This window comes from Paraburkholderia sp. SSBN10T (assembly GCF_056619545.1).
Window position 1 is genome coordinate 51,787 of the sequence record NZ_JBWQQI010000014.1, and the last position, 25,461, is coordinate 77,247.

Annotated in this window: 15 protein-coding genes and 1 other RNA gene; 5 read left to right on the forward strand and 11 right to left on the reverse strand. The window is 65.0% G+C overall.

The window, feature by feature from the left end; genetic code table 11:
• The first annotated feature begins 26 nt into the window (after positions 1-26).
• The gene (gene clpB / locus AC1ECK_RS21355) at positions 27-2,624 is read left to right on the forward strand and encodes an ATP-dependent chaperone ClpB (RefSeq protein WP_480322436.1); all 2,598 of its coding nucleotides are present in this window, start codon (positions 27-29) and stop codon (positions 2,622-2,624) included.
• Positions 2,625-2,812: 188 nt separating this feature from the next.
• Here clpB and AC1ECK_RS21360 read toward each other — a convergent pair whose 3' ends face one another.
• The 3 genes from AC1ECK_RS21360 to AC1ECK_RS21370 all read right to left on the reverse strand — a co-directional run bounded on the left by AC1ECK_RS21360 (position 2,813) and on the right by AC1ECK_RS21370 (position 12,099).
• Positions 2,813-3,244, reverse strand: coding sequence for a YidB family protein (locus tag AC1ECK_RS21360; protein ID WP_480322438.1), 432 nt, complete (start codon positions 3,242-3,244; stop codon positions 2,813-2,815).
• A 279-nt stretch (positions 3,245-3,523) separates the two neighbouring features.
• The gene (gene pbpC, locus AC1ECK_RS21365) at positions 3,524-5,743 is read right to left on the reverse strand and encodes a penicillin-binding protein 1C (protein WP_480322695.1); all 2,220 of its coding nucleotides are present in this window, start codon (positions 5,741-5,743) and stop codon (positions 3,524-3,526) included.
• Positions 5,744-5,940: 197 nt separating this feature from the next.
• Positions 5,941-12,099 (reverse strand): alpha-2-macroglobulin family protein, encoded by a 6,159-nt coding sequence (locus AC1ECK_RS21370; protein WP_480322440.1) that lies wholly within the window; start codon positions 12,097-12,099, stop codon positions 5,941-5,943.
• Between the two features lie 154 nt (positions 12,100-12,253).
• Here AC1ECK_RS21370 and AC1ECK_RS21375 point away from each other — a divergent pair, with 154 nt between their 5' ends.
• Complete coding sequence (locus tag AC1ECK_RS21375) at positions 12,254-12,712, forward strand: MerR family transcriptional regulator (protein ID WP_480322442.1); 459 nt, start codon at positions 12,254-12,256, stop codon at positions 12,710-12,712.
• Positions 12,664-13,086: a carboxymuconolactone decarboxylase family protein gene (locus tag AC1ECK_RS21380; RefSeq protein WP_480322444.1), complete on the forward strand. Its 423-nt coding sequence runs from the start codon at positions 12,664-12,666 to the stop codon at positions 13,084-13,086. The genes AC1ECK_RS21375 and AC1ECK_RS21380 overlap by 49 nt, the downstream gene beginning before the upstream one ends.
• A gap of 21 nt (positions 13,087-13,107) precedes the next feature.
• Here AC1ECK_RS21380 and AC1ECK_RS21385 read toward each other — a convergent pair whose 3' ends face one another.
• The 8 genes from AC1ECK_RS21385 to trxA form a co-directional block, all read right to left on the reverse strand.
• Positions 13,108-14,487 (reverse strand): MATE family efflux transporter, encoded by a 1,380-nt coding sequence (locus AC1ECK_RS21385; protein WP_480322446.1) that lies wholly within the window; start codon positions 14,485-14,487, stop codon positions 13,108-13,110.
• A 2-nt stretch (positions 14,488-14,489) separates the two neighbouring features.
• Positions 14,490-16,262 carry an ArnT family glycosyltransferase gene (locus AC1ECK_RS21390; protein WP_480322448.1) on the reverse strand — a complete coding sequence of 591 codons (1,773 nt, stop codon included), beginning with the start codon at positions 16,260-16,262 and terminating at the stop codon, positions 14,490-14,492.
• Positions 16,263-16,568: 306 nt separating this feature from the next.
• Positions 16,569-16,832, reverse strand: coding sequence for a type B 50S ribosomal protein L31 (locus AC1ECK_RS21395; RefSeq protein ID WP_480322450.1), 264 nt, complete (start codon positions 16,830-16,832; stop codon positions 16,569-16,571).
• A gap of 208 nt (positions 16,833-17,040) precedes the next feature.
• The gene (locus AC1ECK_RS21400; RefSeq protein WP_480322452.1) at positions 17,041-17,898 is read right to left on the reverse strand and encodes a M90 family metallopeptidase; all 858 of its coding nucleotides are present in this window, start codon (positions 17,896-17,898) and stop codon (positions 17,041-17,043) included.
• A gap of 3 nt (positions 17,899-17,901) precedes the next feature.
• A complete protein-coding gene (locus AC1ECK_RS21405) occupies positions 17,902-19,458 on the reverse strand; it encodes an MFS transporter (RefSeq protein ID WP_480322454.1) in 1,557 nt (518 codons plus the stop codon).
• Complete coding sequence (locus AC1ECK_RS21410; protein ID WP_480322697.1) at positions 19,455-19,967, reverse strand: MerR family transcriptional regulator; 513 nt, start codon at positions 19,965-19,967, stop codon at positions 19,455-19,457. The genes AC1ECK_RS21405 and AC1ECK_RS21410 overlap by 4 nt, the downstream gene beginning before the upstream one ends.
• 245 nt (positions 19,968-20,212) lie before the next feature.
• Complete coding sequence (gene rho, locus AC1ECK_RS21415; protein WP_074298516.1) at positions 20,213-21,481, reverse strand: transcription termination factor Rho; 1,269 nt, start codon at positions 21,479-21,481, stop codon at positions 20,213-20,215.
• 208 nt (positions 21,482-21,689) lie between these two features.
• Complete coding sequence (gene trxA, locus AC1ECK_RS21420; RefSeq protein ID WP_006048864.1) at positions 21,690-22,016, reverse strand: thioredoxin TrxA; 327 nt, start codon at positions 22,014-22,016, stop codon at positions 21,690-21,692.
• A gap of 374 nt (positions 22,017-22,390) precedes the next feature.
• Between trxA and ffs the strand changes: the two genes are divergently transcribed.
• An RNA gene (gene ffs, locus AC1ECK_RS21425) (signal recognition particle sRNA small type) lies at positions 22,391-22,489 on the forward strand.
• Between the two features lie 251 nt (positions 22,490-22,740).
• The gene (locus AC1ECK_RS21430; protein WP_480322457.1) at positions 22,741-25,434 is read left to right on the forward strand and encodes a DNA polymerase III subunit gamma/tau; all 2,694 of its coding nucleotides are present in this window, start codon (positions 22,741-22,743) and stop codon (positions 25,432-25,434) included.
• The last annotated feature ends 27 nt before the right edge of the window (positions 25,435-25,461 follow it).

Sequence of the window (25,461 nt, forward strand, 5' to 3'; positions counted from 1 at the left end):
GATATTCGAAAATTGGAGGTCTCTTGATGAGAGTCGACAAGCTCACCACTAAATTCCAGGAAGCGTTGGCGGATGCGCAGAGTCTGGCCGTCGGCCGTGACAATCAGTACATTGAGCCGGTCCACCTGCTCGCGGCGCTGGTCGCCCAACAGGACGGCTCGGCGCGCTCGCTGCTGTCGCGCGCCGGCGTGCACGTTCAGGCGCTGCAAACCGCGCTGAACGACGCCATCACGCGTCTGCCGCAGGTGCAGGGCACCGACGGCAACGTCCAGATCGGCCGCGATCTGACCGGCCTGCTGAACCAGGCCGACAAGGAAGCGCAAAAACTCAACGACACGTTCATCGCCAGCGAAATGTTCCTGCTCGCGGTCGCCGACGACAAGGGCGAGGCCGGGCGCCTCGCGCGTCAGCATGGCCTGTCGCGCAAGTCGCTGGAATCGGCCATTGCCGCCGTGCGCGGCGGCTCGCAGGTGCATAGCCAGGACGCGGAGAGCCAGCGCGAAGCCCTGAAAAAATACACGATCGATCTGACCGAGCGGGCGCGCGCGGGCAAGCTCGATCCAGTGATCGGCCGCGACGACGAGATCCGCCGGTCGATCCAGATCCTGCAGCGCCGCACCAAGAACAACCCGGTGCTGATCGGCGAGCCGGGCGTGGGCAAGACCGCTATCGTCGAAGGGCTCGCGCAGCGCATCGTCAACGGCGAGGTGCCGGAGACGCTCAAAGGCAAGCGCGTGCTCTCGCTCGATATGGCGGCGTTGCTTGCCGGCGCCAAGTATCGCGGCGAATTCGAAGAGCGCCTGAAGGCCGTGCTGAACGACATCGCCAAGGACGAAGGCCAGACCATCGTCTTTATCGACGAAATCCACACCATGGTCGGCGCAGGCAAGGCCGAAGGGGCAATGGACGCCGGCAACATGCTCAAGCCGGCCTTGTCGCGCGGCGAGCTGCATTGCGTCGGCGCCACCACGCTCGACGAGTACCGCAAGTACATCGAGAAGGACGCGGCACTCGAGCGGCGTTTCCAGAAAGTGCTGGTCGACGAGCCGTCGGTGGAAGCGACCATCGCCATCCTGCGCGGTTTGCAGGAAAAGTATGAGCTGCACCACGGCGTGGACATCACCGACCCGGCGATCGTCGCGGCGGCCGAACTGTCGCATCGCTACATCACGGACCGTTTCCTGCCGGACAAGGCGATCGATCTGATCGACGAGGCCGCTTCGAAGATCAAGATGGAAATCGATTCGAAGCCCGAAGAAATGGACCGGCTCGACCGCCGTCTGATCCAGCTCAAGATCGAGCGCGAAGCCGTCAAGAAGGAAAAGGACGAAGCCTCGCAGAAGCGCCTGCAATTGATCGAGGAAGAAATCGAGCGGCTGAACCGCGAATATTCGGACCTCGAAGAAATCTGGACCGCCGAAAAGGCCGCGGTGCAGGGCAGTGCGCAACTGAAGGAAGAGATCGAGAAGACCCGCGCGGAAATCACGCGCCTGCAACGCGAAGGCAAGCTGGAGAAGGTCGCCGAACTGCAGTACGGCAAGCTGCCGGGGCTCGAAGCGCAACTGAAGGAAGTCACCCAGGCCGAGGCGAAAGAGCAGAACAATCCCACCCGTCCGCGTCTGTTGCGCACGCAAGTGGGGGCTGAAGAAATCGCCGAAGTGGTGTCGCGTGCGACCGGCATTCCCGTGTCGCGGATGATGCAGGGCGAGCGCGAAAAGCTGCTGCAGATCGAAGCAAAGCTGCACGACCGCGTGGTCGGCCAGGACGAAGCGATTTCGGCAGTGGCCGACGCGATCCGTCGCTCGCGCGCCGGTCTCGCCGATCCGAACCGTCCGTACGGCTCGTTCCTGTTCCTCGGCCCGACGGGCGTGGGCAAGACCGAACTGTGCAAGGCGCTGGCGTCGTTCCTGTTCGATTCGGAAGATCATCTGATCCGCATCGATATGAGCGAGTTCATGGAGAAGCATAGCGTCGCGCGGCTGATCGGCGCGCCGCCGGGCTACGTCGGCTACGAGGAAGGCGGTTATCTGACCGAAGCGGTGCGTCGCAAGCCGTACAGCGTGATCCTGCTCGACGAGATCGAGAAGGCGCACCCGGACGTGTTCAACGTGCTGCTGCAGGTGCTCGACGACGGCCGCATGACCGATGGCCAGGGACGTACCGTCGACTTCAAGAACACCGTGATCGTGATGACCTCGAACCTCGGTTCGCAAGTGATCCAGTCGATGGTCGGCGAGCCGCAGGACGCCGTGAAGGATGCGGTGTGGGAAGAGGTTAAGCTGCATTTCCGCCCCGAATTCCTGAACCGGATCGACGACGTCGTCGTGTTCCATGCGCTCGATCGATCGAATATCCAGTCGATTGCCAGGATCCAGTTGCAACGGCTGCAGGAGCGGCTCGCGAAGCTCGATATGCAACTGGTGGTCTCGGATGAGGCGCTGGAATTGATCGGCAAGGTCGGTTACGACCCGCTGTTCGGCGCGCGGCCGTTGAAGCGTGCGATCCAGCAGGAGATCGAGAATCCGGTCGCGAAGCTGATTCTGGCGGGCAAGTTCGGCCCGAAGGATGTGATTCCGGTCGAAGTGGACGACGGCAAGCTGGTGTTCGACCGCGTCGTGCACTAAGCGGCGTCGAGTCGCACGCGTTGCATCTGCGGCGCGTGCGGCAAGCTCCTCCTTGTTCTGCCGGGCGAATGAAAAAAGGGCAACGAATCGAGATTCGTTGCCCTTTTTATTTGCCGCGGCGCGCCTGAACCGGCGCGTTGGGTAATGCCGGGGCGACTCAACCAGCGCCGCCCGGCAAACATGCGGAGTTACGCGTTGCCCTTGCCGAACAGCGACGACAGGCTACCGAGCGCGCCGAGCACGCTGCCCGTGTCCACCTGGCCTGCGGCGGGGACTTCACCATTGGGCGTAGCCGCATTGACGGCGTGCGGCAGGACCTGCGACAGCAGTCCCGCGACCTGGTCGGGCTGCACGCCGGCCTTGGCGGCGAGATTGGCGACGGTATCCGAGCCGAGCACGCTATGCAGCACGTCCGCCGAGATCGGTTGGTTTTCGCCGTTGCCGACCCACGAACTGATGATGTCGCCGGCGCCTTTGTCCTTGAACTGCTGGATCAGGCCGTTCAGGCCGCCCGGCTGGTTGTTGACGAATTCGAGCGCGGTGCTGATGAGGGCCTGCTGGCCGCCGCCGCCTTCAGGCGACTGGCCGAGCATGGATCCGAGGGTATCGAGTAGGCTCATGACGGTCTCTCTTGAGTGCCGGCGTTCTGTCGAGACGCCGGCGGGTGAAAACGCCGCGCGGTTGCGCGGCACCGGATGGTGGGGACGCAGGGCGTTTGCGATACGACGTGGCACGCTCAGGCGAACTGCGCCAGGCCGTTGCGCCTGACGAATCGCAGATGCCCGGCTGCGCTGCGCTTAAGCATAGGATAAATTGCGCGCCCTTCTTATGAAAGCCGACGATTTATACCGATCGTTTCGTGACAAGTAAATCGCTCGAACATTATTTAAACCTTTTGCCTAATGAGTAGGCTGTTGTGACGCGCCGGGTGCCGGAAGCTTGCGCGCGAGAGCACCGCGCACCTCGAAATGCACCGCATCGGCGACGCTGCCGTCGGCATTGACGAGCTCCAGCAGATGATGGCCGGGCCATGGCAACCACGGCACGCGTGGGGCATGGCCGAGGGGCTTGCCGTCGAGCCGCCATGTGCTGAGCGTCGAGGCGCCGCTCGCCCGCTCGAATGAAATGCGCTGTCGGGCCGCAGGAATATCGGGATCGAGCGCGAAGATCGTGCCGTCGGTGGGCGTGCCGATGCGCACCGCGCCGCGCGTCGAGACCCGGCGCGCGGCGGCGTCCGCATCCGCTGCAAGGCCGACCAGCGGGGTTTCGGTACCGCGCATGAACCACTCGTTGCGCGCGGGTTCTGCGTTGTTTTCAAACGCGATGCGCGTCTCGATCACCCCCGGTGGCATGGCCGGCGTCGTGCTCGGCAAACGCCGATGCAGGTAGCCGACGAGCGCGGCCCACACCGGCGCGGCACCGGTCACGCCCGACACGTCCCACATCGGCGTGCCGTCCGCATTGCCGACCCACACGCCCACCGTATAGCGCGAGGTGAAACCGACCGTCCAGTTATCGCGCATATCCTTGCTGGTGCCGGTTTTGACGGCGGAAAAGAAGCGCGTGGCGAGCGGGCTGTCGAACCCGAAGGTGCGGGTGCGCGCGTTGTTGTCCGACAGCACGGTGGTGATGATGAAACTGGCGTCGGCGCTGAAGACGCGCTGGGGTGCCTTCGCTGCCGGGGCGCGCGGCGCAGCGCGACCCGGCAGATCGACGGTCGGTGCCGCCAGACCGCCGTTCGCGAGAGCCCGGTACGCGTTGGTCAGCGCCAGCAGGGTGACGTCGGCGCTGCCGAGCGCGAGGCTATAGCCGTAGTAGTCGCCGCTCTGCGTGAGTGGCAAGCCGAGCGCGGTGAGGGTCCTGGCGAAGCGGTGCGGCGTCACCATGACCAGCGTGCGCACCGCCGGCACGTTCAGCGACGAGCCGAGCGCCGTGCGCACGCTAACCCAGCCCTTGAAGTCCTTGTCGTAATTCTGCGGGATATACAGGCCGCCGCCGGCGGCCAGATCAAGCGGTGCGTCGTCGAGCAGCGACGCCGTGGTGAGCCGCCGCTCGTCGAGCGCCTCGGCGTACAGGAACGGCTTGAGCGTCGAGCCGGCCTGGCGCAGCGCAAGCACCGCATCCACCTCGCGGGCGCCGGACAGCGCGCCCGACGAGCCGACCCATGCGCGCACCTCGCCGCTGGCGTTATCGAGCACCACGACCGCGCCGTCCTGCACATTGCGCGGATGCGCGCGGGCGTTCAGTTCGAGCAGGGTGCGGGTGAGCGTGTCGCGTGCGAAGCGTTGCAGGTTCGCGTCGAGCGTGGACCTGATGCGGTCGCCGGCCGCCGGATGCACCTCGGCCGCCACGCGCCGGGCGAAATGCGGCGCGAGCGAGTTGTTATCGGGCGCAAGCGAGAGCGATGCGGGCGCGGGACGGGCGAATGCCAGTTGCACGAAGCCGCCGAGATTCGCGCATTGGCCGGCCGCCTGCATGTCGCGCAGAATCCGGCAGGCGCGTTCGCTGACCTTCGCATAGGAGGCGTTCGGCGCGCGGATCAGCGCGGCGGCCACCGCCGCTTCACGCTCGTCGAGACCGGAGGGCGCCTTGCCGAACAGCGTCATCGAGAGCGCCGACAAGCCGATCGTCTCGCCGCGAAACGGCACCAGATTCACATACGCTTCGAGGATCTGGTCCTTGCGCCATGTCCGCTCGAGCCACAGGGCGTTGACGGCCTGGCCGGCCTTCTGCGCAATCGAACGTTGTCCTGAACGTTGTGGGTCGTCGTCCAGCAGGCCAGTCAACTGCATCGTCACGGTCGAGGCGCCGCGCGTACGCGTATTCCACAGGTTGGCCCAGGCAGCGCCGGCGGCGCCGCGCCAGTCGACGCCGCTATGTTCGTAGAAGCGCTTGTCCTCCGACACCACGATCGCCTGGCGCAGCGCCGGCGAGACATCGGCGAGCGCGATCCAGTCGCCGCGGCGCTCGGTGTTGTCGATGCGCGTGCGCTGCAGCGGTTCGCCGTCGCGCGCGAGCAGCACCCAGTCCGAACTGCGCCAGCGTGCGTGGACCTGATCGAACGAGGGCAGGGCCAACGCGCTCGCCGAGGTGCCGAACAGGCCGACGCATAGCGCCATGCGGGCAAGCAGGCGCGGCGCGCGCGGGACGCAGTGGCCAGCCATTCCGAGCCAGGCAACGAAGCCGCTTTGCCCTGAATGGGACATGCTGGCCCGCTCCTGGTGTCGTACCAGGGGGTGAGTGACATGCCGTGTGCTGTGTGCGTCGTTCATCGCTTCCATTCGCGCTGCGAGATCAGCCTGCGTCTCGCGTCGCCTCACTTCGGGGCTGCAGGCGCGGTGCCCGCAGCAGGCTGGACCACCAGCGGCGCATTCGGCAACGCGCCGAACGTCGACGGTGCATAGAGCGCCTCGACGCGTGTCGGCGGCAGACCGAACGTGCCGACGTTGTTGAGCCGCACCGTGTACTCGACTGAAAATTTGCCCTTCGGCAAATAATCGTAGTACGCCCGGTAAGCGTCGAAACCGCGTTCGATAAACGCCGGCCATGGGCCACGCCCGGCGTCCGGGCTGCTGTTTTCCCCTTGCGTGGCCGCCGTGGAATCGCGTCCCAGACCCGAGCCGAGAATCGTCGCGCCGGCCGGCACCGGATCGTTGACGACGACCCAGGTCATGTCGGTCTGCGCATCGATGTCCAGATGCACCCGCACCACGTCGCCGCGCGTGTAGACGCCTTTGACCGCCGGGTCGAGCGGCGTCACGGTCTTGGTGATGCGGTAGCCGGCTGCGAACGGTGTTTTCAACGGCACGGCGGCGAGGCTTTCGATGGTGGCCCATGGCTTGCCGGCGCCGTCGTGAGTCAGGATCAACGGCGACGCGCTGCCCTGGTTGGCAGGCGGCCACGGCAGAAGCTGGCTATGGCTGTCCCTGGTTTGGGTGGCAGGCGTCGCGGACGCGGCTGAAGTCGCCGGCGTGGTTGCATTGGCTGTCGTCGCCGCTGCGGCCTGATTCCACGAGATCGTTTTCTCGAGCGTGCCGAGTTGCAGCCGCGTCTGCCCGCTAACCGGCGTGCTCTCGAAGACCTGCGAGAAGCGCTGCACCGCGAGCGACCCCCACACGTTGGCGGTCGTGGTCTGCCACGCGCCGTTGCGTTGCAGCGCCAGCAGACCGGCGACGAGGCGTGGCATCTCGTCCTTCCACGCGGGCGCGTCGACGAAGGTCAGCGCGGTGCGGGCCGCGTTGTCTTCGGTGCCGGTCATCAGCCACCAGAGATCGTCGCTGGCTTCGGTCGAGAAGGTGAGACGGGTGCCCTGATACGTGAGCCGTGCGCGCAGGATCTGTTCGAGCTGGGCGCGCTTGTCGTCGCGCTGGGGAATGCCCTGCACGCGCGACAGAATCGCGTAGTAGTCGAGCAGCGCCGAAGTCGGCCATTGATTCGGCGCGATCTCGATCGACTCGAGCATGTTCGGCTGCGCCATCCCGTAGCGCGACAGGGCTTCGAGCGCTTCGAGCTTGCGCAGTTCGAGGTCCTTGCGGGGCGCCCAGACATCGCGCTGGATCTTGCCTTGCACAAAACTCACGAGGCCCGCTTCGAGCTTGCCGCGCACGTCGTCGGGCAGTGCGAAGCGCGGATCGAGCCGGGCCGTTTCGTCGGTCACGGCGAGCAGATAGGCGCTGAGCGTCGTGCTGCCGTGGTTGCCGCTGTCGTCGCTCGGCGGGAAGTAGTTGGCGAGGCCGTCGCGGTCCAGATACACCGGCATGCGTGCCACCACCGCTTGCCATTGCGCCGGGTCGCGAAGTCCAAGCGCCCGTGAAGTTTGCTGTTCGAGGCAGTTGTACGGATAGCGTTCGAACCAGCGGCGCACGCCGGGCAGCCCGTCGGACAGCTTCGACTGCAGCGACACCGCGATGCCGCCGCGGATCGCCCCCGCCTGAGTTGTGCTTGCGTCAGGCGGCGCGGCCACCGGCAACGACAGCGTGCCGTCGACTTGAGCGAGCGTCGCTTGCTGGACCGTGACGGGCACGGCAGCGGTGACGCGCTGCGCGATTTTCAGCGCATCGCTCGCATGCGGGCCGCCTTGCTCAGCCGCCGCCACGGTCCACGTGAGGGCGCCGGATGGCGTATCGGCAAGGCCATCGGGGGGCGTCACGGTCCAGGCGATTTCGCGTGCCGAGTCTGCGGCGAGGTCCACCGTTTGTGCGGCAAGCGTCAAGCCCGGCACGTTTGGCGTCACGACTACTTTCATCGCGCGGACGGTCGTGTTGCGCACCGTGAACTGTGCGCGGAACAGGTCGCCTTCGCGCACGAGCGGCGGCAGGCCCGAGATCAGTTGCAGATCCTGGGTACTGCGAATCGAGGTGCTGCCGGTGCCGAACATGCCCGGGCCGAGCGCCGCGACGGCGACGATCCGGAAGCTCGTCAGCGCATCGTTGAGCGGGACCTCGAGCGTGGCATCGCCGTTCGCATCGAGCGTCACACGCGGGTTCCACAACAGCAGCGTGTCGAACAGTTCGCGCGTCGCGCTGTGACCGCCGCCACCGCCGGCCGGCACCGCCTTGCGTCCGAAGTGGCGGCGCCCGATGATCTCCATCTGTGCGGTCGAGGTCTCGACGCCGTAAGCACGCCGCGCCAGCATCGCGTCGAGCACGTCCCAACTCTGGTTGGGCATCAGTTCGAGCAGGGCTTCGTCGACGGCCGCCACGGCGATCTGCGTACCCGCCGGTGCGGGCTTGCCGCCCGGCATCTGCACGTGCACCTTGACGTGCGCCTTGCCGCGCACGGTGTAGGACTTCGCATCCGGCGTGACGGTCAGCGCCAGCCTGTGTGCGGCCGTGCCCACCTTGATTTCGGCCATGCCGTAGCGGAAGGCCGGCTTCGACAGATCGACGAGCGGCGTCGGCGCTTCGTATTGACGGCCTTCGTACCAGAACGCGCGGGCCCATTCGAGCGGTGCTTTCCAGCCCCATGTGAAGAACGAGTACCACGGCACTTCGTGAATCCGCCCGCGCAAGGCCAGCACCGACACGTAGACGTTCGGCCCCCAGGCCTCGTCGACTTTCAGCTCGACGGTCGGATCCTTGCCGTCCAGTTGCACGACGTGCGTTTCGAGGATGCCTTCGCGTTCGACCGCGACCAGCGCGGTGGCGAAGCGGAACGGCATGCGCACCTGGAAGCGCGCCGTCTCGCCGGGTTCATACGACGGCTTCTCGGCCAGCACGTCGATGCGGTCGGTGTTCTCGCCACCGAACCACAACTCGTCTTCCCGCGTGACCCACACCGAACTGCTTGCCGTCGATACATTGCCGTCGCCGTCCTTGGCCGTGACGACGAGGTCGATGTTGCCCGCGTCGCGCAGTTTCGCCTCGCAGGCAAGCAGGCCGTGGTCGTCGCTCTTGCCGCTGCACAGCGAGCCGAGATCCTTTGTCTCGGTGTGGTTGTCATAGGCGTAGAAGCCGCCGACCATGCGCTTTCGCGAGGTCGTCGTGATGCGCGCGTAGCCATGCACGTCGAGCGCCACGCCGGCGCGCGGCTTGCCTTGGAGGTCGAGCGCCAGCGCCTTGACCGGCACCGTGTTGCCCACCGACACCCATTGCCCTGACTTGATGCCCGCCACCACCGCGGCGGGCCATAGCGTCGCGCTGCCGGAGATCGTCTGCACCTCGCCGTTCGGATCGGCGAAGGTCGCCTCCAGCGCGAGGCGTTTGGGGGCGTCGACGTGCGGCAGGTTCTTCAGCGTAAGGCCGCCGGAGCCGTTGCGATCGAGCGTGACCGCCTCCTTGTCGGCGATCAGCCTGGCGCCGTCGTCGGCGGGTTGTTGCGAGTCGCTGTCTTCGTCGTCCGAGGCCGAGGTGTCGTCACCGGTTTGCGGCGTGTAGGGCGTGAAGCTGAAGTCCGGGAAGCTGTCGGTGAAGCCGGGTGTCGTGCTCTTGAGCAATGCCGACACCTGCACCGGGAGATTCGCCGCCGCGCCGCCCGACACATAGGCGATCTGCAGCGTGAGCGGCGCCTGTTTCGCGGCGACCAGCGGATGGATCTTTTCGTCGCGCACGGCAAGCGTGCCCTTGAAGACAGGCAAGCGGAATTCCTCGACGCGGAAGCTGCCGGATTCGTAGCTCATGTGCGGCAAGGCGCTGTTATTGTCGCTGTCGCCGGCGTCGCCGCTATCGTTGCTGTCACCGCTGTTGTTGTCGTCGCCGTTGCCGTTCGCCGCGCCGGAGGGCGCGCCGGACGCCGCCGTCGCGTCCGCATCGCCATCGTCGAGCGTGACGCTGTATTCGCCCAGTTTTGCCGCTACGGGAATCGTGAAGCTCGAATCGGCGCTGTGGTCGGCCGCCCATTTGAGCGGCAGATGATAAGTCTGGCCACTGCCGAGATGGCGAATCGTCACCCGGGTCGGATACTTCTGCGGATAAGCGAAGCCGTGCAAGGTTTCGACGCGAATCAGATGCTTCATCGAAACTGTCTCGCCGGCGCGCAACAGTGTGCGGTCAAAGATGGTATGGGCGCGAACCGTCTGCTCGATGCTGGTGTCCGTGGGTACGTTGAAGCGCCACGACTCGATGCCGCGATTCCAGTCCGAACGCACGAACGCCATGTCGGCGCCGCTCTTCGGGTCGTCGACGCGCGCCGAGACGAACAGGCCTTCGAAACTCGTATCGCCGCATTCCTGCACGGGTGCGAGCGTCTTGTCGATGGTCAGCACGCCGTGCGCGTCGGTCTTGCCGGAGGCGAGCGCCGCGCCATTGCAGTCGCTCACCTGGATCGCCGCGTTCGGCACGGGCTGGCCCTTGTCGAGCGAGGTCACCCACACCACGCTGTTTTCGCGCCCTTGCTTGAAGTGCACGCCCAGGTTGGTGACGAGCACCGCGGTGCGCACGTACATGGGCGCTTGCTTGCCGAGCAGCGAGGCGCCGAGCGCGGGCGAGGCCAGTTCGATCACATAGAAGCCGGGCTTCGTCACCGGCACGCCGACCACTTCGAACGGCCGCAGGGCCTTCGGGTCTTCCTTCGGCAACGCGAGGGTTTCGACGCCGCGTTGTCCCGCGAGCAGCGACAGCGAGCGGATGTCGATTTCCGGGTCCTTCCTGTTATCGTCGGCGGCTTCGTCGGGCGGGCGCTGCACCAACACCGGATTCTTCGAGCGCTGCAGCAGTCCGGGCATCAGTTTGTCGATGCTCGAGCGGTTCATCGAGTAGCCGTCGAACTGGTCGACGAGACGCATCCAGTGGCGGATATCGGTGTCCGCGTCGACGCGCAGTTTGCTGAACTGCGCGTTGCCGGCGTTCAGGCCGGCCACATGCAGGTCGGCCTCGACGTTGCGCAGCGTGACCGGCACGAGCGCGGGCATGTCCGGCTCCGCGAAACGTTCGACGATGCCGAAGGTCCCCGACGAGAATTTGGCGAGCGGCGGCATCGGCGCCGTGGCGCTCTTGAGCGGGAACAGATCGGCGTTGGTGAGCGCGCGGCCGCTGACGTCTTTCAGGTTGGTGGGAATCTCGATGGTGAGCTCGGCGTGCTCGGGCAGCGGCGCGGCGAATTCGACCGTCGACGTTTCGGAATCCTTGTCGTCGGGCTTGAAGGTCGGTGAAATCGTGCCGCCGGGACCCTTCAACGTGAGCTTTTCGGCGTCGGCGCGGCTGATCGGCGCGTTAAACCGCACCTGCACCGGGCGCAGCGGCGTGCACGGCGCCTTGGCATTGTCGCGTTCGCACGAGAAGCTGGCGGCGAACGGTTCGCGCACGGTGTAGTCGAAGCGGCGCTCGACGTCGTTGGCGAGCCCGCTCGGGCCCGCCACGCCTGCGCCGTAGACCAGTTGCATTTTGGTCGCGGAGGGCAGCGTCTGCTGACACTGGAGCGTCAGGATGCGATCCGCATATTTTTTCAGGTGGAAGTGCTTGAGCAGCGCCGCACGCGCAGCGTCGTCGAGTTTCTTGACGGGGATACGGTTGCCGAGGCCGCTCGATTCGCACCACACATGATCGTGCACCGAGGCATCCGTGGCCGGTCCGTTCAACTGCAACACGAACGCCTGGTCTTCCTCGATCTCGCCGTCGCCGGGACGAATCTCCTGGACGAACGGCCCGCCGGTCTGAAACGCATAGCGGTGCGGCCCCGTGATGGCGTGGCCGGCAAACGACTTCAACCCTTCGTTGAGCGCGACGGTGCAACTCAGGCCGGGCGGCAGGTCCGCCGCGAAGTCCCACGCCCAGGTCTTGTCGTCGACCCAGTGAGCCTGGCCGGCGGCGGCGGCCGCGTCGTTGCAATGCACCTGCGCGGGAGCGGGGGCCGCCGCCGAGCCGAACGCGATCATCGCTTCGTCGAACTTGACGACCACTTGCCGGACCTGCGCGACCTTGCCTTGCGGCGAGACGCTGGTGATGCGCGCTGCATCGGCGCGCCACGAAGACGCCGTCAGCAAGCCGAGCGCCGCTGCCGTTGCCCACATCCACTTTCGTCTGAGGGTGCCGCTTCGCATCGACCGCGCTCCCGTGGCTTACAGATTGCTGCCGATTCTACCGGACGATTCTCAGTATCCCCAACCTTGTCTGGCCTCGAAATCTCCCGCTTGCGAATGACATCGCGCGCCGCTTGACTTAGAGTGCACTCGAAGTCCTAACCTGAGTTCCGTCATGTCACAAGCACTCACCATCGGCCAGGTCGCCGCGACAACCGGCGTCTCCACCCATACGCTGCGCTACTACGAACAGGCGGGCCTGATCCGGGCCGTCGGACGCACCGAGGCGGGTCACCGTCTCTATTCGCCCACGGACCTCGACTGGCTGCAGTTCCTGATGCGCCTGAAGGCGACCGGCATGCCGATCGCCGGGATGCAGGCGTTCGCCGCGTTGCGGGCCCAGGGCGAGGCGACGACCCGCGCGCGGCGCGAGCTGCTGGAGGCGCATCGCGACGCCGTGCTCGCGCATATCGCGCAGTTGCAGACCAACCTGGATGCGATCGTCGACAAGATCGCGTACTACGAAGCGGCTGAGCGCACGGTGACACGACAGACCGATGACACTCAATCAGATAGGGACTCACCATGGAACATGCACAGAACGACCGCTACACCCGGGGCTGGGACAAGCTGAAGGAAATCGACGGCGCCGCCGGCGAAATGGTGATCGCCGCGCTCGCGCCGATCGCGCCGGATTTCGGGCGGCTGCTGATCGAGTTCGGCTTCGGCGATATCTACAGCCGGCCGCAACTCGATCTGCGTTCGCGCGAGATTGCGACGATCGCGTCGCTGGCGACACTCGGCTGTGCGCAGCCGCAGTTGAAAGTGCATATCGAGGCGGCGCTCAATGTCGGCTGCACGCGTGAGGAGATCGTCGAAGTGTTTATGCAGATGGCGCTTTACGCCGGGTTTCCGGCGGCGTTGAACGCGCTGTTTGCGGCGCGCGAGGTGTTCGAGCGGCACGATGCGCAAGAGCGCTGCGGCGAGGCAGTCAGTGAGGCGGCTTGATGGGCGGCGCCTACGCTGCCCCTAAGTTACCTTATCGACCTGCGCCTGCAGATCCGCCTGCAGATAGCGGCGGCTGACCGTGCGCAAGTAGAGCGATAACCCGCAACCGGCAATCGCGAGACTTGTCATATTGGCGGCCCAAAAGCCGCGTGCGCCGGTCAACCAGACAGGGATCGAGCCGCCGATATCGAAGCCGAGCAGATACCCGCCGCCGAGCCCAACGCCCCATAGCGCGACGGCATAGATCACGGTGGGCACGACCGCCACCTTGTAGGCGCGCAGCACGAAAGCGGTCGTTACCTGCAGCGAATCGAACACGTGATAGAACGCCACGATCAATACGAGCGGCATGGCCGCCGCCACGACCTGGGCGTTCGGTGTGTAGCCCGCGATGATGAACGGCCGTAGCGTCAGCACGATGGCCCCATAGCCACAGGCGATCAGCACCGCCATCAGGATGCCGTGTCGCGACAGGGTGCGCGCCGCTTCATGCCGATGCGCGCCGAGCGCCTGGGCCACGAGCGTGGAAGTGGCGATGCCGATCGACAGCGGTGTCATATACAGCACGGCGCCGACGTTGCCGGCGATTTGATGTCCCGCGAGTGTGGTCGTGCCGAAGCGCGCAATGAACAGCGCCATGAAGGTATACGAGGTGACTTCGATCAGGTACGAAAGCCCCATTGGGAGGCCGAGCTTCAACTGCGCGAGCTGGAGCCGCCACACCGGCCAGCAGAAATGCCTGAAGATCTCGAACGGCTGGAACACATCCAGACGCGTGAGCAACAGCATGCCGAGCGCTGCCAGTACCCAGTTGATGATAATGCTGGCCAGCGCGCAACCCGGACCGCCGAGCGCCGGCACACCGAGACCGCCGAAGATGAACCAGGTGTTGAGCGGCACTTTCAGCAGCAGGGCGCCGATCTGCAGGATCATCACGAGCCGCGGGTTGCCGATCGCATTGGCGGTCGAGCCGTAGACGCGAAACGCGAGACTCGCCGGCAAGCCGAACGCGAGGATCTGCAAATACGCGACCGTGCGTTCATGAAGCGCGGCCGGCACTCGGGCCAGATGCAGCAGCGGGCCGGGGAAATACAGGATCAGGAAGCCGATCGTCATCAGCGCGAGCGCGAGCCACAGCGACTGGCGCACCTGCTCGCCGATCTCGGTGTAGCGGCGCGCCCCGTAGAGCTGCGCGGCAATCGGCTGCAGCGCGGTGAGGATGCCGGTCAGGCCGATGAAGACCGAGATGTAGATCGACGAACCCAGCCCGAGCGCGGCAAGATCGACTGCCGAGTAGCGGCCGACCATCGCCGTGTCGATCACGCCGAAAGCGATGATCGCCAATTGGCCGATCAGCACGGGCCACGCGAGCCCGGCGATTTTGCGCACGTCGGCGAACATCGTCAGTCCGGATCGGCCGGAGCGGTTTGCCGGGGGCGCCAGGCGCGGTGTTTGGCGGGCGGCTTCGGCCGGTCGATGCGTACATAGAGACGGAAGCGTTCGTCACGGTCGGCCACGCGGCGGCCTTCCCATACCAGTTTCCAGACGAAGTCGGACATCGAACTGGGTTCGCCGAAGTCTTGCGTGTCCTGGCGCAGGATCACATCGCAGTCTTCATTGAACGCAAAATGCATGTGGCCGAAGTAGGCAAACGTCGCGATCTGCGCGTTGCCGAGGCGCACCGGCGAGATGCAGCTATAGTCGTCCGGCAGATGGCTGGCGATCTGCTCGGCCACGTCCTTATAGGTCCGGCTGTAGTTGACGATGGGCAGCCACAGCGTCATCACCAGCACCCACATCAGCGTGGTGCCGGCGGAGGACAGCACCACGCTGCGCCACAGCACTTTCGGATGGCGCGCGAGGCGCCAGCGGACCAGCACGAACCAGCACACCGTCACCGCGACCGCGCAGACGAACGAGAGCAGCTTGAACTGCGGCACGAAGCCCGGCGCGTAGCGCGCCATGTTGCGGGCGAGCGGCGCGGGGAAGCCGGTGAGGCCGGCTATCCAGAACAGCCAGACGGTGCTGCCGAGGATCGTGAAGCTGAGGAGCGCGAACCAGTCGATCGCGTTGATGGTGCCGCGATTGAGCGTAGGCAGCGCGAACGCCGCCAGCACCGCGAGGGCCGGCAGCAACAGCATGAACAGTAGGTTGGTCTGATGACTCTGCAGCACGACGAGGATCAGCAGCGGCGCGATGACCGACAGCGGAATCGCGACGTGCGGCGCGCGCCGCAAGCCGGACCAACTGACCCAGGCCCAGATCGCCAGCGGCCAGGCGGGCCAGGTGAAGAGCGGCAGGTTTTTCAGCGCATAGCGGGCCACCGAGCCGGGCGGCCCGGCAAACGCGTTGAGGCTGCTGCTCACCCATTGATTGAGATACCAGACGGCGTCGTCGGGATAGGCGGAGAGGGCCGCTACCGGCCACGACATCGACAGCACCAGCGCGACCGGCAGGCCGGCGAGCAGCAGCCAGCGCGTGCGCGCTTCAGGTACGACGATCGTCATGACGAGCGTGCCGACCAGCAGCGCGCCGACCAGCACGGGGTTGCTCGCCAGCGCCACCAGGCCCAGCGCGAGGCCCCACACGAGCGCGCCTTGCACCGGCTTGTCGATCATTCGCACCAGTCCGTAGAGGAGCATCGCGATGCACACGAACTGCGACAGTTGCGGGGTGGTTTCGTGACCGCGCTCGGCAAGCCCGAAACAGGCGAGCAGAATCAGCAGCGCGCCGTCGGCCAGGGTGCGGCCGTAGTCGCGCGGTTCCGGCTCGCCGCCGAACGCGTATTTGAAGGGCTGGACTTCGGGACGGCGGCCAAGCAGATAGGCGGCATACCAGACGAACGCGCAGGCGCCGCAAAACAGCAAACCCGTGAAGACACGCGAGGCATTGCTGGCGTCGACCCAGGGCGCCAGCGCGCGGATCGAACTGGCGCCGAGCCAGTAGCCGAGCGGGCCGTTGTCAGTGATGTATTTGCCGACCAGATTCGGCAGCAGCCAGTCGTGGGCGTTGCCGCTGGCCATCGTCCACATGACGCCGAAGCCGGCCGCATCCTCGTTCTTCCACGGATCGCGGCCGAACAGGCCGAACGCTGCGTAGACAATACTGATGGTCAGCAACAGCCAGCGCGGCAGGGCGCTCGTGGCGGATGCAGTGAGGCGAACGACTGATCTCATGCGGATTTGTTGATCTCGGATAGGCGCTTCGGCCGGCGCCGGGCAGGGTGCCCGGCAGCATGGCCGCTTCGCAGCATCCGGCATTGTAGACGTGGCGCGCGCAGCGCGTCACGACCGGTAACAGAGCGCAACGTTGCGCGAAGTCCTGTAACCATGCGCAAACGGCTCGGGTCAGAACCCTGCCGGGCAGGCACGTTGCGCAATTTCCGGCGACAAAACCAGGCGACAAAAAAGGGCAGCTTACGCTGCCCTTTTGTGCTGGTGCTTGAACACCCGTCCGGCGTGCTGCCGGTGACGAGGCGGGTATTACTTGGCTGCCTTGCCGGTAGCGCGCGAGCCGAACTTCTTGTTGAACTTTTCGACGCGGCCTGCCGTGTCCATGATCTTTTGCTGACCGGTGTAGAACGGATGCGATTCCGACGACACTTCAATCTTCGCGAGCGGGTATTCCTTGCCGTTGAATTCGGCGGTTTCGCGCGTCTGGATCGTGGAGCGGGTCACAAACTTGAAGTCGTTCGACATATCGACGAACAGGACTTCGCGGTAATTCGGGTGAATGCCTTCTTTCATGGTAATTCCTTTAGTCTGGCGGTAGCCAACCCGCGTGCAGCCACGTTTCCGGTTACTTGATACTCACTGGATTCGCGAAAGCATTTTGGCGCGAGCCACTTGCCTAAGGTCGAAAAACGGCGATTATGCCAGAAAATCAGTCGCTTGACGACTTTTTGCGAGGTTTTTCCCGTCCGGGAGGCGCTCTGGTCCTTCGGTTGCAGCGCCTTTAGCCGCCGCCAACCGGTTTTTGCTCCTGGAGCGCGCCCACTCGCGCTGGATCCTGCCGGTAATAGCGGGCCAGCAGCCGGTACAGCTCCGGATATTCGGCCTCGAAGGCGTGCGGCTGGACGAACAGCGCCTCGCTGCAAACGGCAAAAAATTCCGATGGATGATCCGCCGCGTACGGGTCGATCAGCGATTCCCGCTCGAAGCGCGCCCAGCGCCGCTCGGGCACGGAGTCGATCTTCCTGCAGAAGTGATCGTAAGCGTGGTCGAACACATCGGCCCAGACGGAGGCGTCGAGCGGCGCGTGCCAGCGGCGAAACAGCGGCGGGTGGCCGTCCGCTTCGCCGGTCAGCATATCGATCTTGTGGGCGAACTCGTGGATCACGACGTTGTAGGCGTCCTTCTCGTCCGTTGCGTCCGTCATCTGCGCATCTTCCCAGGACAGCACGACCGGGCCGCCTTCCCAGGCTTCGCCGCTGGCGTCATGTTCAACTTCATGGACCACACCGTCTTCGTCCTCGACCGTTTTGCGGATCACGAATTCGCCCGGGTAGACGATCACGCCCACCCAGCCGCGATACAGGTCCAGGCCGAGGTTGAGCACCGGCAGGCACGCCTGGGCGGCGATCGCGACGGTCATCGCCTCGGTCAGCTCGAGCTCGTGCGCCGTGGAAAATTCCTTTTGCGCAATGAAGAGGCTGCTCAGTTCGCGCAGCCGCGCGAGGTCCGCGGCGTCCAGATGAGCCAGGAACGGCAAACCGGCAAGCGTGGCCTGCCAGAGCGGCTCGTCAATCGGATGGTTGCGCAGCGCGCGCTCGCGGCGGCGCGAGTCAAGCCAGTGGGTGAGTTTCGATAACATCGCTCAGTCGATCTGTTTTTGCCACGCGGCGAAGATTCCGCCGCAGACCGCTACGCCAATCAGATAATAGAAGCCGTCGAGCGAAGTCAGAAAGCTCGCCTGCTGCGCGACCATCCTGGCGATCTGTCCGATCGCCAGCGCATGTGCTTCGGCGAGCGAGCGGCCGCTCGCCGCAAAGCTGTTGGTCAGCGCGGCCAGCGTGTTCTGGAACACCGGATTGAACGGATTCACAAACTCGGCGAGCCGCGCCTGATGCAGCGCCTGACGGTGCTGCTCGATGATGATCATGGACGCGGTGGCAAACGAGATCGTCAATTGCCGCACGATGTTCTTGAGCCGGTAGCCGTGCGTGAATTCCTCGATAGCGAAGATTCTAAACGTCAGATTGGCAACCGGCAGCACGATAAACAGTAACAACAGCCCGCGCAGCAGCAGCGGCACCAGCAGAGCCGCCTCGCCGACGCCGGGTTCCATGCGTGTCATCCACGCCGCGGCGAAGGCGGCGAGGGCAAAGCCCGGCACGATGACCCACTTCTTGCGCGGCAGCAGCTTCGAATAGCGCAGGTAGACGAACAAGGCGCTGGCGGACATGAGCGAGGTCACGCCGACGAGCTGCCCGGTATTCTCCACCGGATAGCCGAGACCGCTTTCGAGGAAGCGTGAAATCAGATAGCTGAAGGCGGTCGACTGGTAGTAATAGAACATATAAAGCACGATGCCGACCTGGAAGGTCTTCTCGCGCAAGGCGTGCAGGCGCACGAGCGGGTTGGGGTGATGCCACTGGTGGTAGGCAAACCAGGCCAGCGCGCCGATCCCGAGGATGGTCAGCAGGATCAGGCCGGGCGAACCGGTGAACAACTGGAAGCGCAGTTGCTGCATGACAATTTGCAGCGCACCTTGCGCGAACGCGAAAATCAGGTACGGCCAGAAGTGCGCCGAGCCGCGTTCTTCGGGCTGGCGCTCGCCTGAATTCGGTAACGCGAGCAGCGCCAGCACGGCGAACAGTACGCCCACGGGCGCCGTGCTGGCAAACAACGCGCACCAGTCGAAATGCGCGACGAGTTGCCCGCCGACGAGCGGCGCAAGCGCGCTGCTCAGCACGATCAGAACGAGGAAGGCACGCGTGGCCACCGGCCGCTGCTGCGCCGTGAAACTGCTCTGGATCAGGATGCGGCAGGTGCCCATCATCGGGCCGATGAAGTAGCCCTGAAAACCGCGCGCAAAGGCCAATTCGAACGAGGTTTCGCAGAGCGCCGCCGCGATCGCGCCCACCGAATACAGCAGCATGCAGCCCGCCACATAGCGCCGGTAGCCGAAACGCTCGACCCACCATTGCTGTTGTAGGATGCCGAGCACGGCGGCCACGGCATACGCGCTCGAGGACCACACCAGTTCGTCGGGCGAGGCATTGACGCCGCCGGCAATGTAGCTGGTGAAGAACGAGAAGATGGCGTTGTCGAAATAGTCGAGGCCGGTGACGACTGCCAGCACCCACGGGAAGAAGTCGCCGCGCAGCTTCTCCACGCTAAACAGCGGCACGCGTGGCGCGGCGGCGCTCATGCCGGTTCGTCCCGCGTTCCGGACTTCTTCGGCGCACGCTTCGCATGGGCTTCGCGGCGTTGCTTGAGCAGCGTGTCGGCGTTTTCGCCGGCGAGGCGCCGCTCCACGTAGTCCAGGTCGTGGCTGAGTTCGCCCTTCAGGGTTTGCACTTCCTTCAACTCGCGGCGCATCGCTTCGATGCGTGCGTCGAGCGCGCTGACCTGTTGTGTCAGCGCGTCCCGAATCTCTTGCAGCGATTCGGTGGAAAAGCGATTGCGGCCGCCTTCGCCGGGTTCGAGCGGGCGCTTGAGCATTTCCATGATGCCGTGCAGCGAAAAGCCGAGCGAACGCAGCCGCAGAATGCGAGCGAAGCGTTCGAGGTCGTTTTCGTCGTAAAGGCGGTAACGCCCCTCGCTGCGCGTGGGCGAAACGAGGCCGCGTTCCTCGTAGTACTTCAGCGTGCGCGGCGTGACGTTCAGGCGCTCGGCGGCGTCGCGCACGGTCAGCAGGGTGGGCCGCTCTTGCGACATGATGGTGTGAGGCTGGAAAGGATTGTGGGTAGTATAGTGCAACGTGTACGTTCACGTACAGGTTTGCCGGCTGATGTCCGGTTTCGGCTCGTCTCCGTCTGCGTGCACGGCTGTGCCGCTGCGCCGACGTCACGTTCTGAAGGGGCGAAAAAAAACCGCCCGCGCAGAGGCGGGCGGTTTCGCGGCGTGGGCAACGCGTGCAGCGTGCCGGTTGCCAGTGATCGGCAGGGCGGTGTGGGGCAGTATTAGCTGCCGCCGCCGCGCCGCATCATGTCGAAGAACTCGGAATTGCTCTTGGTCTGGCGGATCTTGTCGAGCAGGAATTCCATTGCCTCGACTTCGTCCATGTCGTGGATGAACTTGCGCAGCACCCAGATCTTTTGCAGGATCTCGGGCTTGATCAGCAGTTCTTCGCGACGCGTGCCGGACTTGTTCAGGTTGATCGACGGGTAGACGCGCTTTTCAGCCAGACGGCGTTCCAGGTGCACTTCCATGTTGCCGGTGCCCTTGAACTCTTCGTAGATCACGTCGTCCATGCGGCTGCCGGTTTCGATCAGCGCCGTACCGATGATGGTGAGCGAGCCGCCTTCTTCGATGTTGCGAGCCGCACCGAAGAAGCGCTTCGGACGTTGCAGCGCATTGGCGTCGACACCGCCGGTCAGCACCTTGCCCGAAGCCGGCACGACCGTGTTGTAGGCGCGTGCAAGACGCGTGATCGAGTCCAGCAGAATCACCACGTCGTTCTTCATTTCGACGAGGCGCTTGGCTTTTTCGATCACCATTTCGGCGACCTGGACGTGCCGCGCAGCCGGTTCGTCGAACGTCGAGGCGATCACTTCACCGGCCACCGAGCGCTGCATTTCGGTCACTTCTTCCGGGCGTTCGTCGATCAGCAACACGAACAGGATCACATCCGGATGGTTCTGCTTGATCGCGTGCGCGATGTGCTGAAGCATCACGGTCTTGCCGGACTTCGGCGAGGCGACCAGCAGGCCGCGCTGACCCTTGCCGATCGGCGCAATCATGTCGATGATGCGGCCGGTCACGTTTTCTTCGCCGCGCATCTCACGTTCGAGCAGCAGCACCTTGTTCGGGTGCAGCGGCGTCAGGTTCTCGAACATGATCTTGTGCTTCGAGGCTTCCGGCGGCTGGCCGTTGACCTTGTCGACCTTCACCAGCGCGAAATAGCGCTCGCCGTCTTTCGGCGTGCGCACTTCGCCTTCGATCGTGTCGCCGGTATGCAGGTTGAAGCGGCGGATTTGCGACGGGCTGATATAGATGTCGTCCGTGCTCGCCAGATACGAGGTTTCCGGCGAACGCAGGAAGCCGAAGCCGTCAGGCAGCACCTCGAGCGTGCCGTCGCCGAAGATCGTTTCGCCAGTTTTGGCGCGCTTTTTAAGAATGGCGAACATCAGTTCCTGCTTGCGCAGGCGGTTCGCACTTTCGATCTCGAGGCCATTGGCCATCTCGATCAATTCGGACACGTGCAGAGTCTTAAGCTCGGATAAATGCATACGGAGAACCCGCAGGAGAAGGTGCGACCTGAAATGAAATCTGGGAGGAGAGTGAGCGGAACCGCTCAGGGACTTAAGCGTCTTTTCGACGTTTTGCGGATTCTAGCATAGCACACGCCAATTTCCGCCAGCGCGGCGTATGAGCATCTTCACGGCTGCCGTGTTGTCAGGCGACAACACGGCAGCCGGTGCCTGGGATTAAAGCAAATTACAGATTGCCGTCGAGGAAAGCGGTGAGTTGCGACTTCGACAGGGCGCCGACCTTCTGCGCCGCGACCGCGCCGTTCTTGAACAGGATCAGCGTGGGGATGCCACGCACGCCGAACTTGACCGGCGTCGACTGATGTTCGTCTACATTGATCTTGGCGATCTGCAGGCGGTCAGCGTAGTCCTTCGCGACTTCGTCGAGGATCGGTGCAATCATCTTGCACGGACCGCACCATTCGGCCCAGAAGTCGAGCAGCACGGGTTTGTCGGATTTAACGACGTCCTGTTCGAACGATGCGTCGCTGATATGCTTGATTTGTTCGCTCATGTATGAATACCTCTCTCGGATCGAGGCCGCCTAGATTGCTCGCCACGATACACCAAACTAAGAAAACTTCCGTTCGCGTTGCCGCAAAGGGAGCCGCGCTCAAACACTCGCGGGCGATCCTCTCGAAGCGCTCCGGAATGCGCAGAATGCTCGGCTTTACGGGACATTCGTACGTCAGTTTAGCCTAAATTGCTATGCGTTGCCCGTGGTGATAGTACTCATGCGGGCAGTAGGGGCAAGGGCTGCCGGTTGGGTGCTTACTTCGATTGCATACCATATCTGGTGGTGACGAGGGCGAACACAAGTGGGCTTCGGTCCGACTTTGTTTACATTAACAGTCGCGCGGCGTGACGACCGATGGTAGAATCTTTCGTGACGGGCCTCCTCGCATGGAGGGGCGGTCAACCTGGTCAGGTCGGGAACGAAGCAGCCACAGCCGTTTTCCACCAGTGCCGAGGGTCGGGCTCGTCACCTTCCTTTTTCTGTCGTTCTCCCCCAAGTGTGTTTTTGTCCGGCTGCGGTTGCCTCTTCGCAGTCTTATGCGCTTTACCGCATTGCCCCGGTCTCTGCCTCGCGTTTCTGCGCTGCGTTTGACGCGCTATCCCGCGTAACATCCCACTTGTTGTTGCTATCGATTCGCCAGTCGTTTTCAATGAGGCGGCGGCGCGTGTCCGCACGCGGTCGATTCGTCTTTGCGCGCTATCGTTACTGATACAATTTCCCGATGACCTATCAAGTTCTCGCACGCAAATGGCGGCCGAAGGATTTCGCTTCGCTCGTCGGACAGGAGCACGTGGTGCGCGCGCTCACGCACGCGCTCGACGGCGGGCGCCTGCATCACGCCTATCTGTTTACCGGAACCCGCGGCGTCGGCAAGACGACGCTCTCGCGCATCTTTGCCAAGGCGCTCAATTGCGAAACCGGCGTGACCTCCACGCCGTGCGGCGTGTGCCGCGCGTGCCGGGAGATCGACGAAGGGCGCTTTGTCGACTATGTGGAGATGGACGCGGCGAGTAACCGCGGTGTCGACGAAATGGCCGCCCTGCTGGAGCGGGCGGTGTATGCGCCGGTCGATGCGCGCTTCAAGGTCTATATGATCGACGAAGTGCACATGCTGACGAACCACGCATTCAACGCCATGTTGAAGACGCTGGAAGAGCCGCCGCCGCACGTCAAGTTCATCCTCGCGACTACCGATCCGCAAAAGATTCCGGTCACCGTGCTGTCGCGCTGTCTGCAATTCAACCTGAAGCAGATGCCGGCTGGGCACATCGTGTCGCATCTCGAGCATATTCTCGGCGAGGAGCATGTGCCGTTCGAGGCCCAGGCATTGCGCCTGCTTGCCCGCTCGGCGGACGGCTCGATGCGCGATGCGTTGTCGCTGACCGACCAGGCGATTGCCTACTCGGCCAACCAGGTGACCGAAGAAGCGGTGCGCGGCATGCTCGGCGCGCTCGACCAGAGTTATCTGATCCGTCTGCTCGACGCGCTCGCCGACGGCGACGGTCAGGCGGTGCTGGCTGTCGCCGACGAAATGTCGTTGCGCAGCCTGTCGTTTTCGACCGCGCTGCAGGATCTGGCGAGCTTGCTGCATCGGATTGCGTGGGCGCAGTTTGCGCCGTCGTCGGTGCTGGACGAGTGGCCGGAAGCGACCGATTTGCGCCGTTTCGCCGAGGCGTTGAGCGCCGAGCAGGTGCAGTTGTTCTACCAGATTGCGACGATTGGCCGTAGCGAGCTCGGCCTCGCGCCGGACGAATACGCCGGCTTCACGATGACGCTGCTGCGGATGCTGGCGTTCGAGCCGGCGCCCAGCGGCGGTGGCGGTGGGGCGGCTGCGGCACGTCCGGCGGGTGTGCCGGGCGCGGGCGGGGCAAAGCGTAGCGGCGCGCCGGCTGTGACCGCAGCGCGAGTGCGGGCGGTTGCGCAAGGCGAGGTCGCTGGCGCGGGTGGCGCTGCGCTCGGCGTGACCCACGCGGCGTCAGCTAGCGCGGCGTCCGGCATCGACGCAAAAGGCGCGCTGACTCAGTCCGCGCAGGCTGAACAGGTGAGCACTGAAATGCGTGCGGCGGCGCGCGCCGAAGCGGCTCCCGAATCTGATCAGGCAATCGGGCTGGCTACAGACCAAGGTGCGGGTCATCCGGACACGGTGAGCGTGCCGACGCAAATGGTGGCAAGTGCCGCCGAGGCTTCGGCGCCCGTGGAAATCCAGGTTACGTCCGCTGAAGTCGTCAACGATCAAGCTGAAAGCCCAGCAGTGGCTGCTAGCGCATCGGTGCACACCGCGCCGAGCCGCGAGCCTGCTACGTCGGCGCAGGATGGAGCGGTAAGCGGGACGATCGGGTCCGCTGGCGCCGATGCGCCCGTTGCAATGTCGACGGCCAGCCCCGTTGCAACTGCTCCGGCAATTTCCGCCGTAGACATGCCAGCCTCGGTGGCGTCAACTACGACGGCAGCATCCCAGTCAGCCGCGCCGGTAGAGCCAGCAACGCCTGCCGCTCGCGACAACACGTCCGCCGCTGAGGCCGTTCCCACAGATCTCACAGCCGAAGCCGCACCGCGCCGCGCCGGCGGCGCCAGCGCAGCGCTCGATGTGTTGCGCAGCGCGGGCATGAAAGTGTCTTCCGATCGCGGCCGCCCGACGTCCGCCGCGCCGGTCGTCCCGCCAAAGCCTGCCGCTCCCCGCGTGAACGTGCCGGTGCCGACACCCGGTGCACCACGTCGCGCCCAGGACGCCGCGCCCGCACGCGGCCCGGCCTCGCCGGCCCCGCGTAACGGCGGGCAAGGCGCACAGGGCGGCGAGAGCTTGCCGCCGGTGGCGCCGTGGGACGATATGCCCCCCGACGACTACGTGCCGCTTTCAGCCGAGGACGATTACTTCGGTCCGCCCGACGACGGCTACATGCCGGTTTTCGATGTCGGTCCCGACGACGTCCGGGTCCCGGCCGCCGCGCCCGCGCCGGCGCCCGTCGACACGCGTCCGCTGCCGCCTGCGATCCCGCTCGACGCCATCGGCTTCAATGGCGACTGGCCGGCGCTCGCGGTGGGCCTCGCGCTCAAAGGCATTTCCTATCAGCTCGCCTTCAACAGCGAACTGATGGCGCTCGAAGGCGGCACGCTCAAGCTGAACGTGCCGGTCCCGCAGTATGCTGAAGCCTCGCAGGTTGCCAAGCTCAAGGCGGCGCTCGCCGAACGGCTCGGCAAGGAAGTCGAGGTGCTGGTCGAAGTCGGCCCGGCGCGCCGTACGGCCGCGGCGTTCGACGCCGCCGCCCGCGCGCAGCGCCAGAAGGACGCCGAACGCGAGATCGGCGCCGATCCGTTCGTCCAGTCGCTGATCCGCGAGTTCGGCGCGAGCATCGTGCCCGGCTCGATCCGGCCGATCGCACCGGACGCTGCCGGCAGCGCCTCGTCAACGCATTGATTCGCGGCGCATCATAGCGCCACACCC

Coding starts and splice junctions, on each gene's coding strand:
- clpB (WP_480322436.1), top strand. CDS start 27: ATGAGAGTCGACAAGCTCACCACTAAATTCCAGGAAGCGTTGGCGGAT.
- AC1ECK_RS21360 (WP_480322438.1), bottom strand. CDS start 3,244: ATGAGCCTACTCGATACCCTCGGATCCATGCTCGGCCAGTCGCCTGAA.
- pbpC (WP_480322695.1), bottom strand. CDS start 5,743: ATGGCGCTATGCGTCGGCCTGTTCGGCACCTCGGCGAGCGCGTTGGCC.
- AC1ECK_RS21370 (WP_480322440.1), bottom strand. CDS start 12,099: ATGCGAAGCGGCACCCTCAGACGAAAGTGGATGTGGGCAACGGCAGCG.
- AC1ECK_RS21375 (WP_480322442.1), top strand. CDS start 12,254: ATGTCACAAGCACTCACCATCGGCCAGGTCGCCGCGACAACCGGCGTC.
- AC1ECK_RS21380 (WP_480322444.1), top strand. CDS start 12,664: ATGGAACATGCACAGAACGACCGCTACACCCGGGGCTGGGACAAGCTG.
- AC1ECK_RS21385 (WP_480322446.1), bottom strand. CDS start 14,487: ATGTTCGCCGACGTGCGCAAAATCGCCGGGCTCGCGTGGCCCGTGCTG.
- AC1ECK_RS21390 (WP_480322448.1), bottom strand. CDS start 16,262: ATGAGATCAGTCGTTCGCCTCACTGCATCCGCCACGAGCGCCCTGCCG.
- AC1ECK_RS21395 (WP_480322450.1), bottom strand. CDS start 16,832: ATGAAAGAAGGCATTCACCCGAATTACCGCGAAGTCCTGTTCGTCGAT.
- AC1ECK_RS21400 (WP_480322452.1), bottom strand. CDS start 17,898: ATGTTATCGAAACTCACCCACTGGCTTGACTCGCGCCGCCGCGAGCGC.
- AC1ECK_RS21405 (WP_480322454.1), bottom strand. CDS start 19,458: ATGAGCGCCGCCGCGCCACGCGTGCCGCTGTTTAGCGTGGAGAAGCTG.
- AC1ECK_RS21410 (WP_480322697.1), bottom strand. CDS start 19,967: ATGTCGCAAGAGCGGCCCACCCTGCTGACCGTGCGCGACGCCGCCGAG.
- rho (WP_074298516.1), bottom strand. CDS start 21,481: ATGCATTTATCCGAGCTTAAGACTCTGCACGTGTCCGAATTGATCGAG.
- trxA (WP_006048864.1), bottom strand. CDS start 22,016: ATGAGCGAACAAATCAAGCATATCAGCGACGCATCGTTCGAACAGGAC.
- AC1ECK_RS21430 (WP_480322457.1), top strand. CDS start 22,741: ATGACCTATCAAGTTCTCGCACGCAAATGGCGGCCGAAGGATTTCGCT.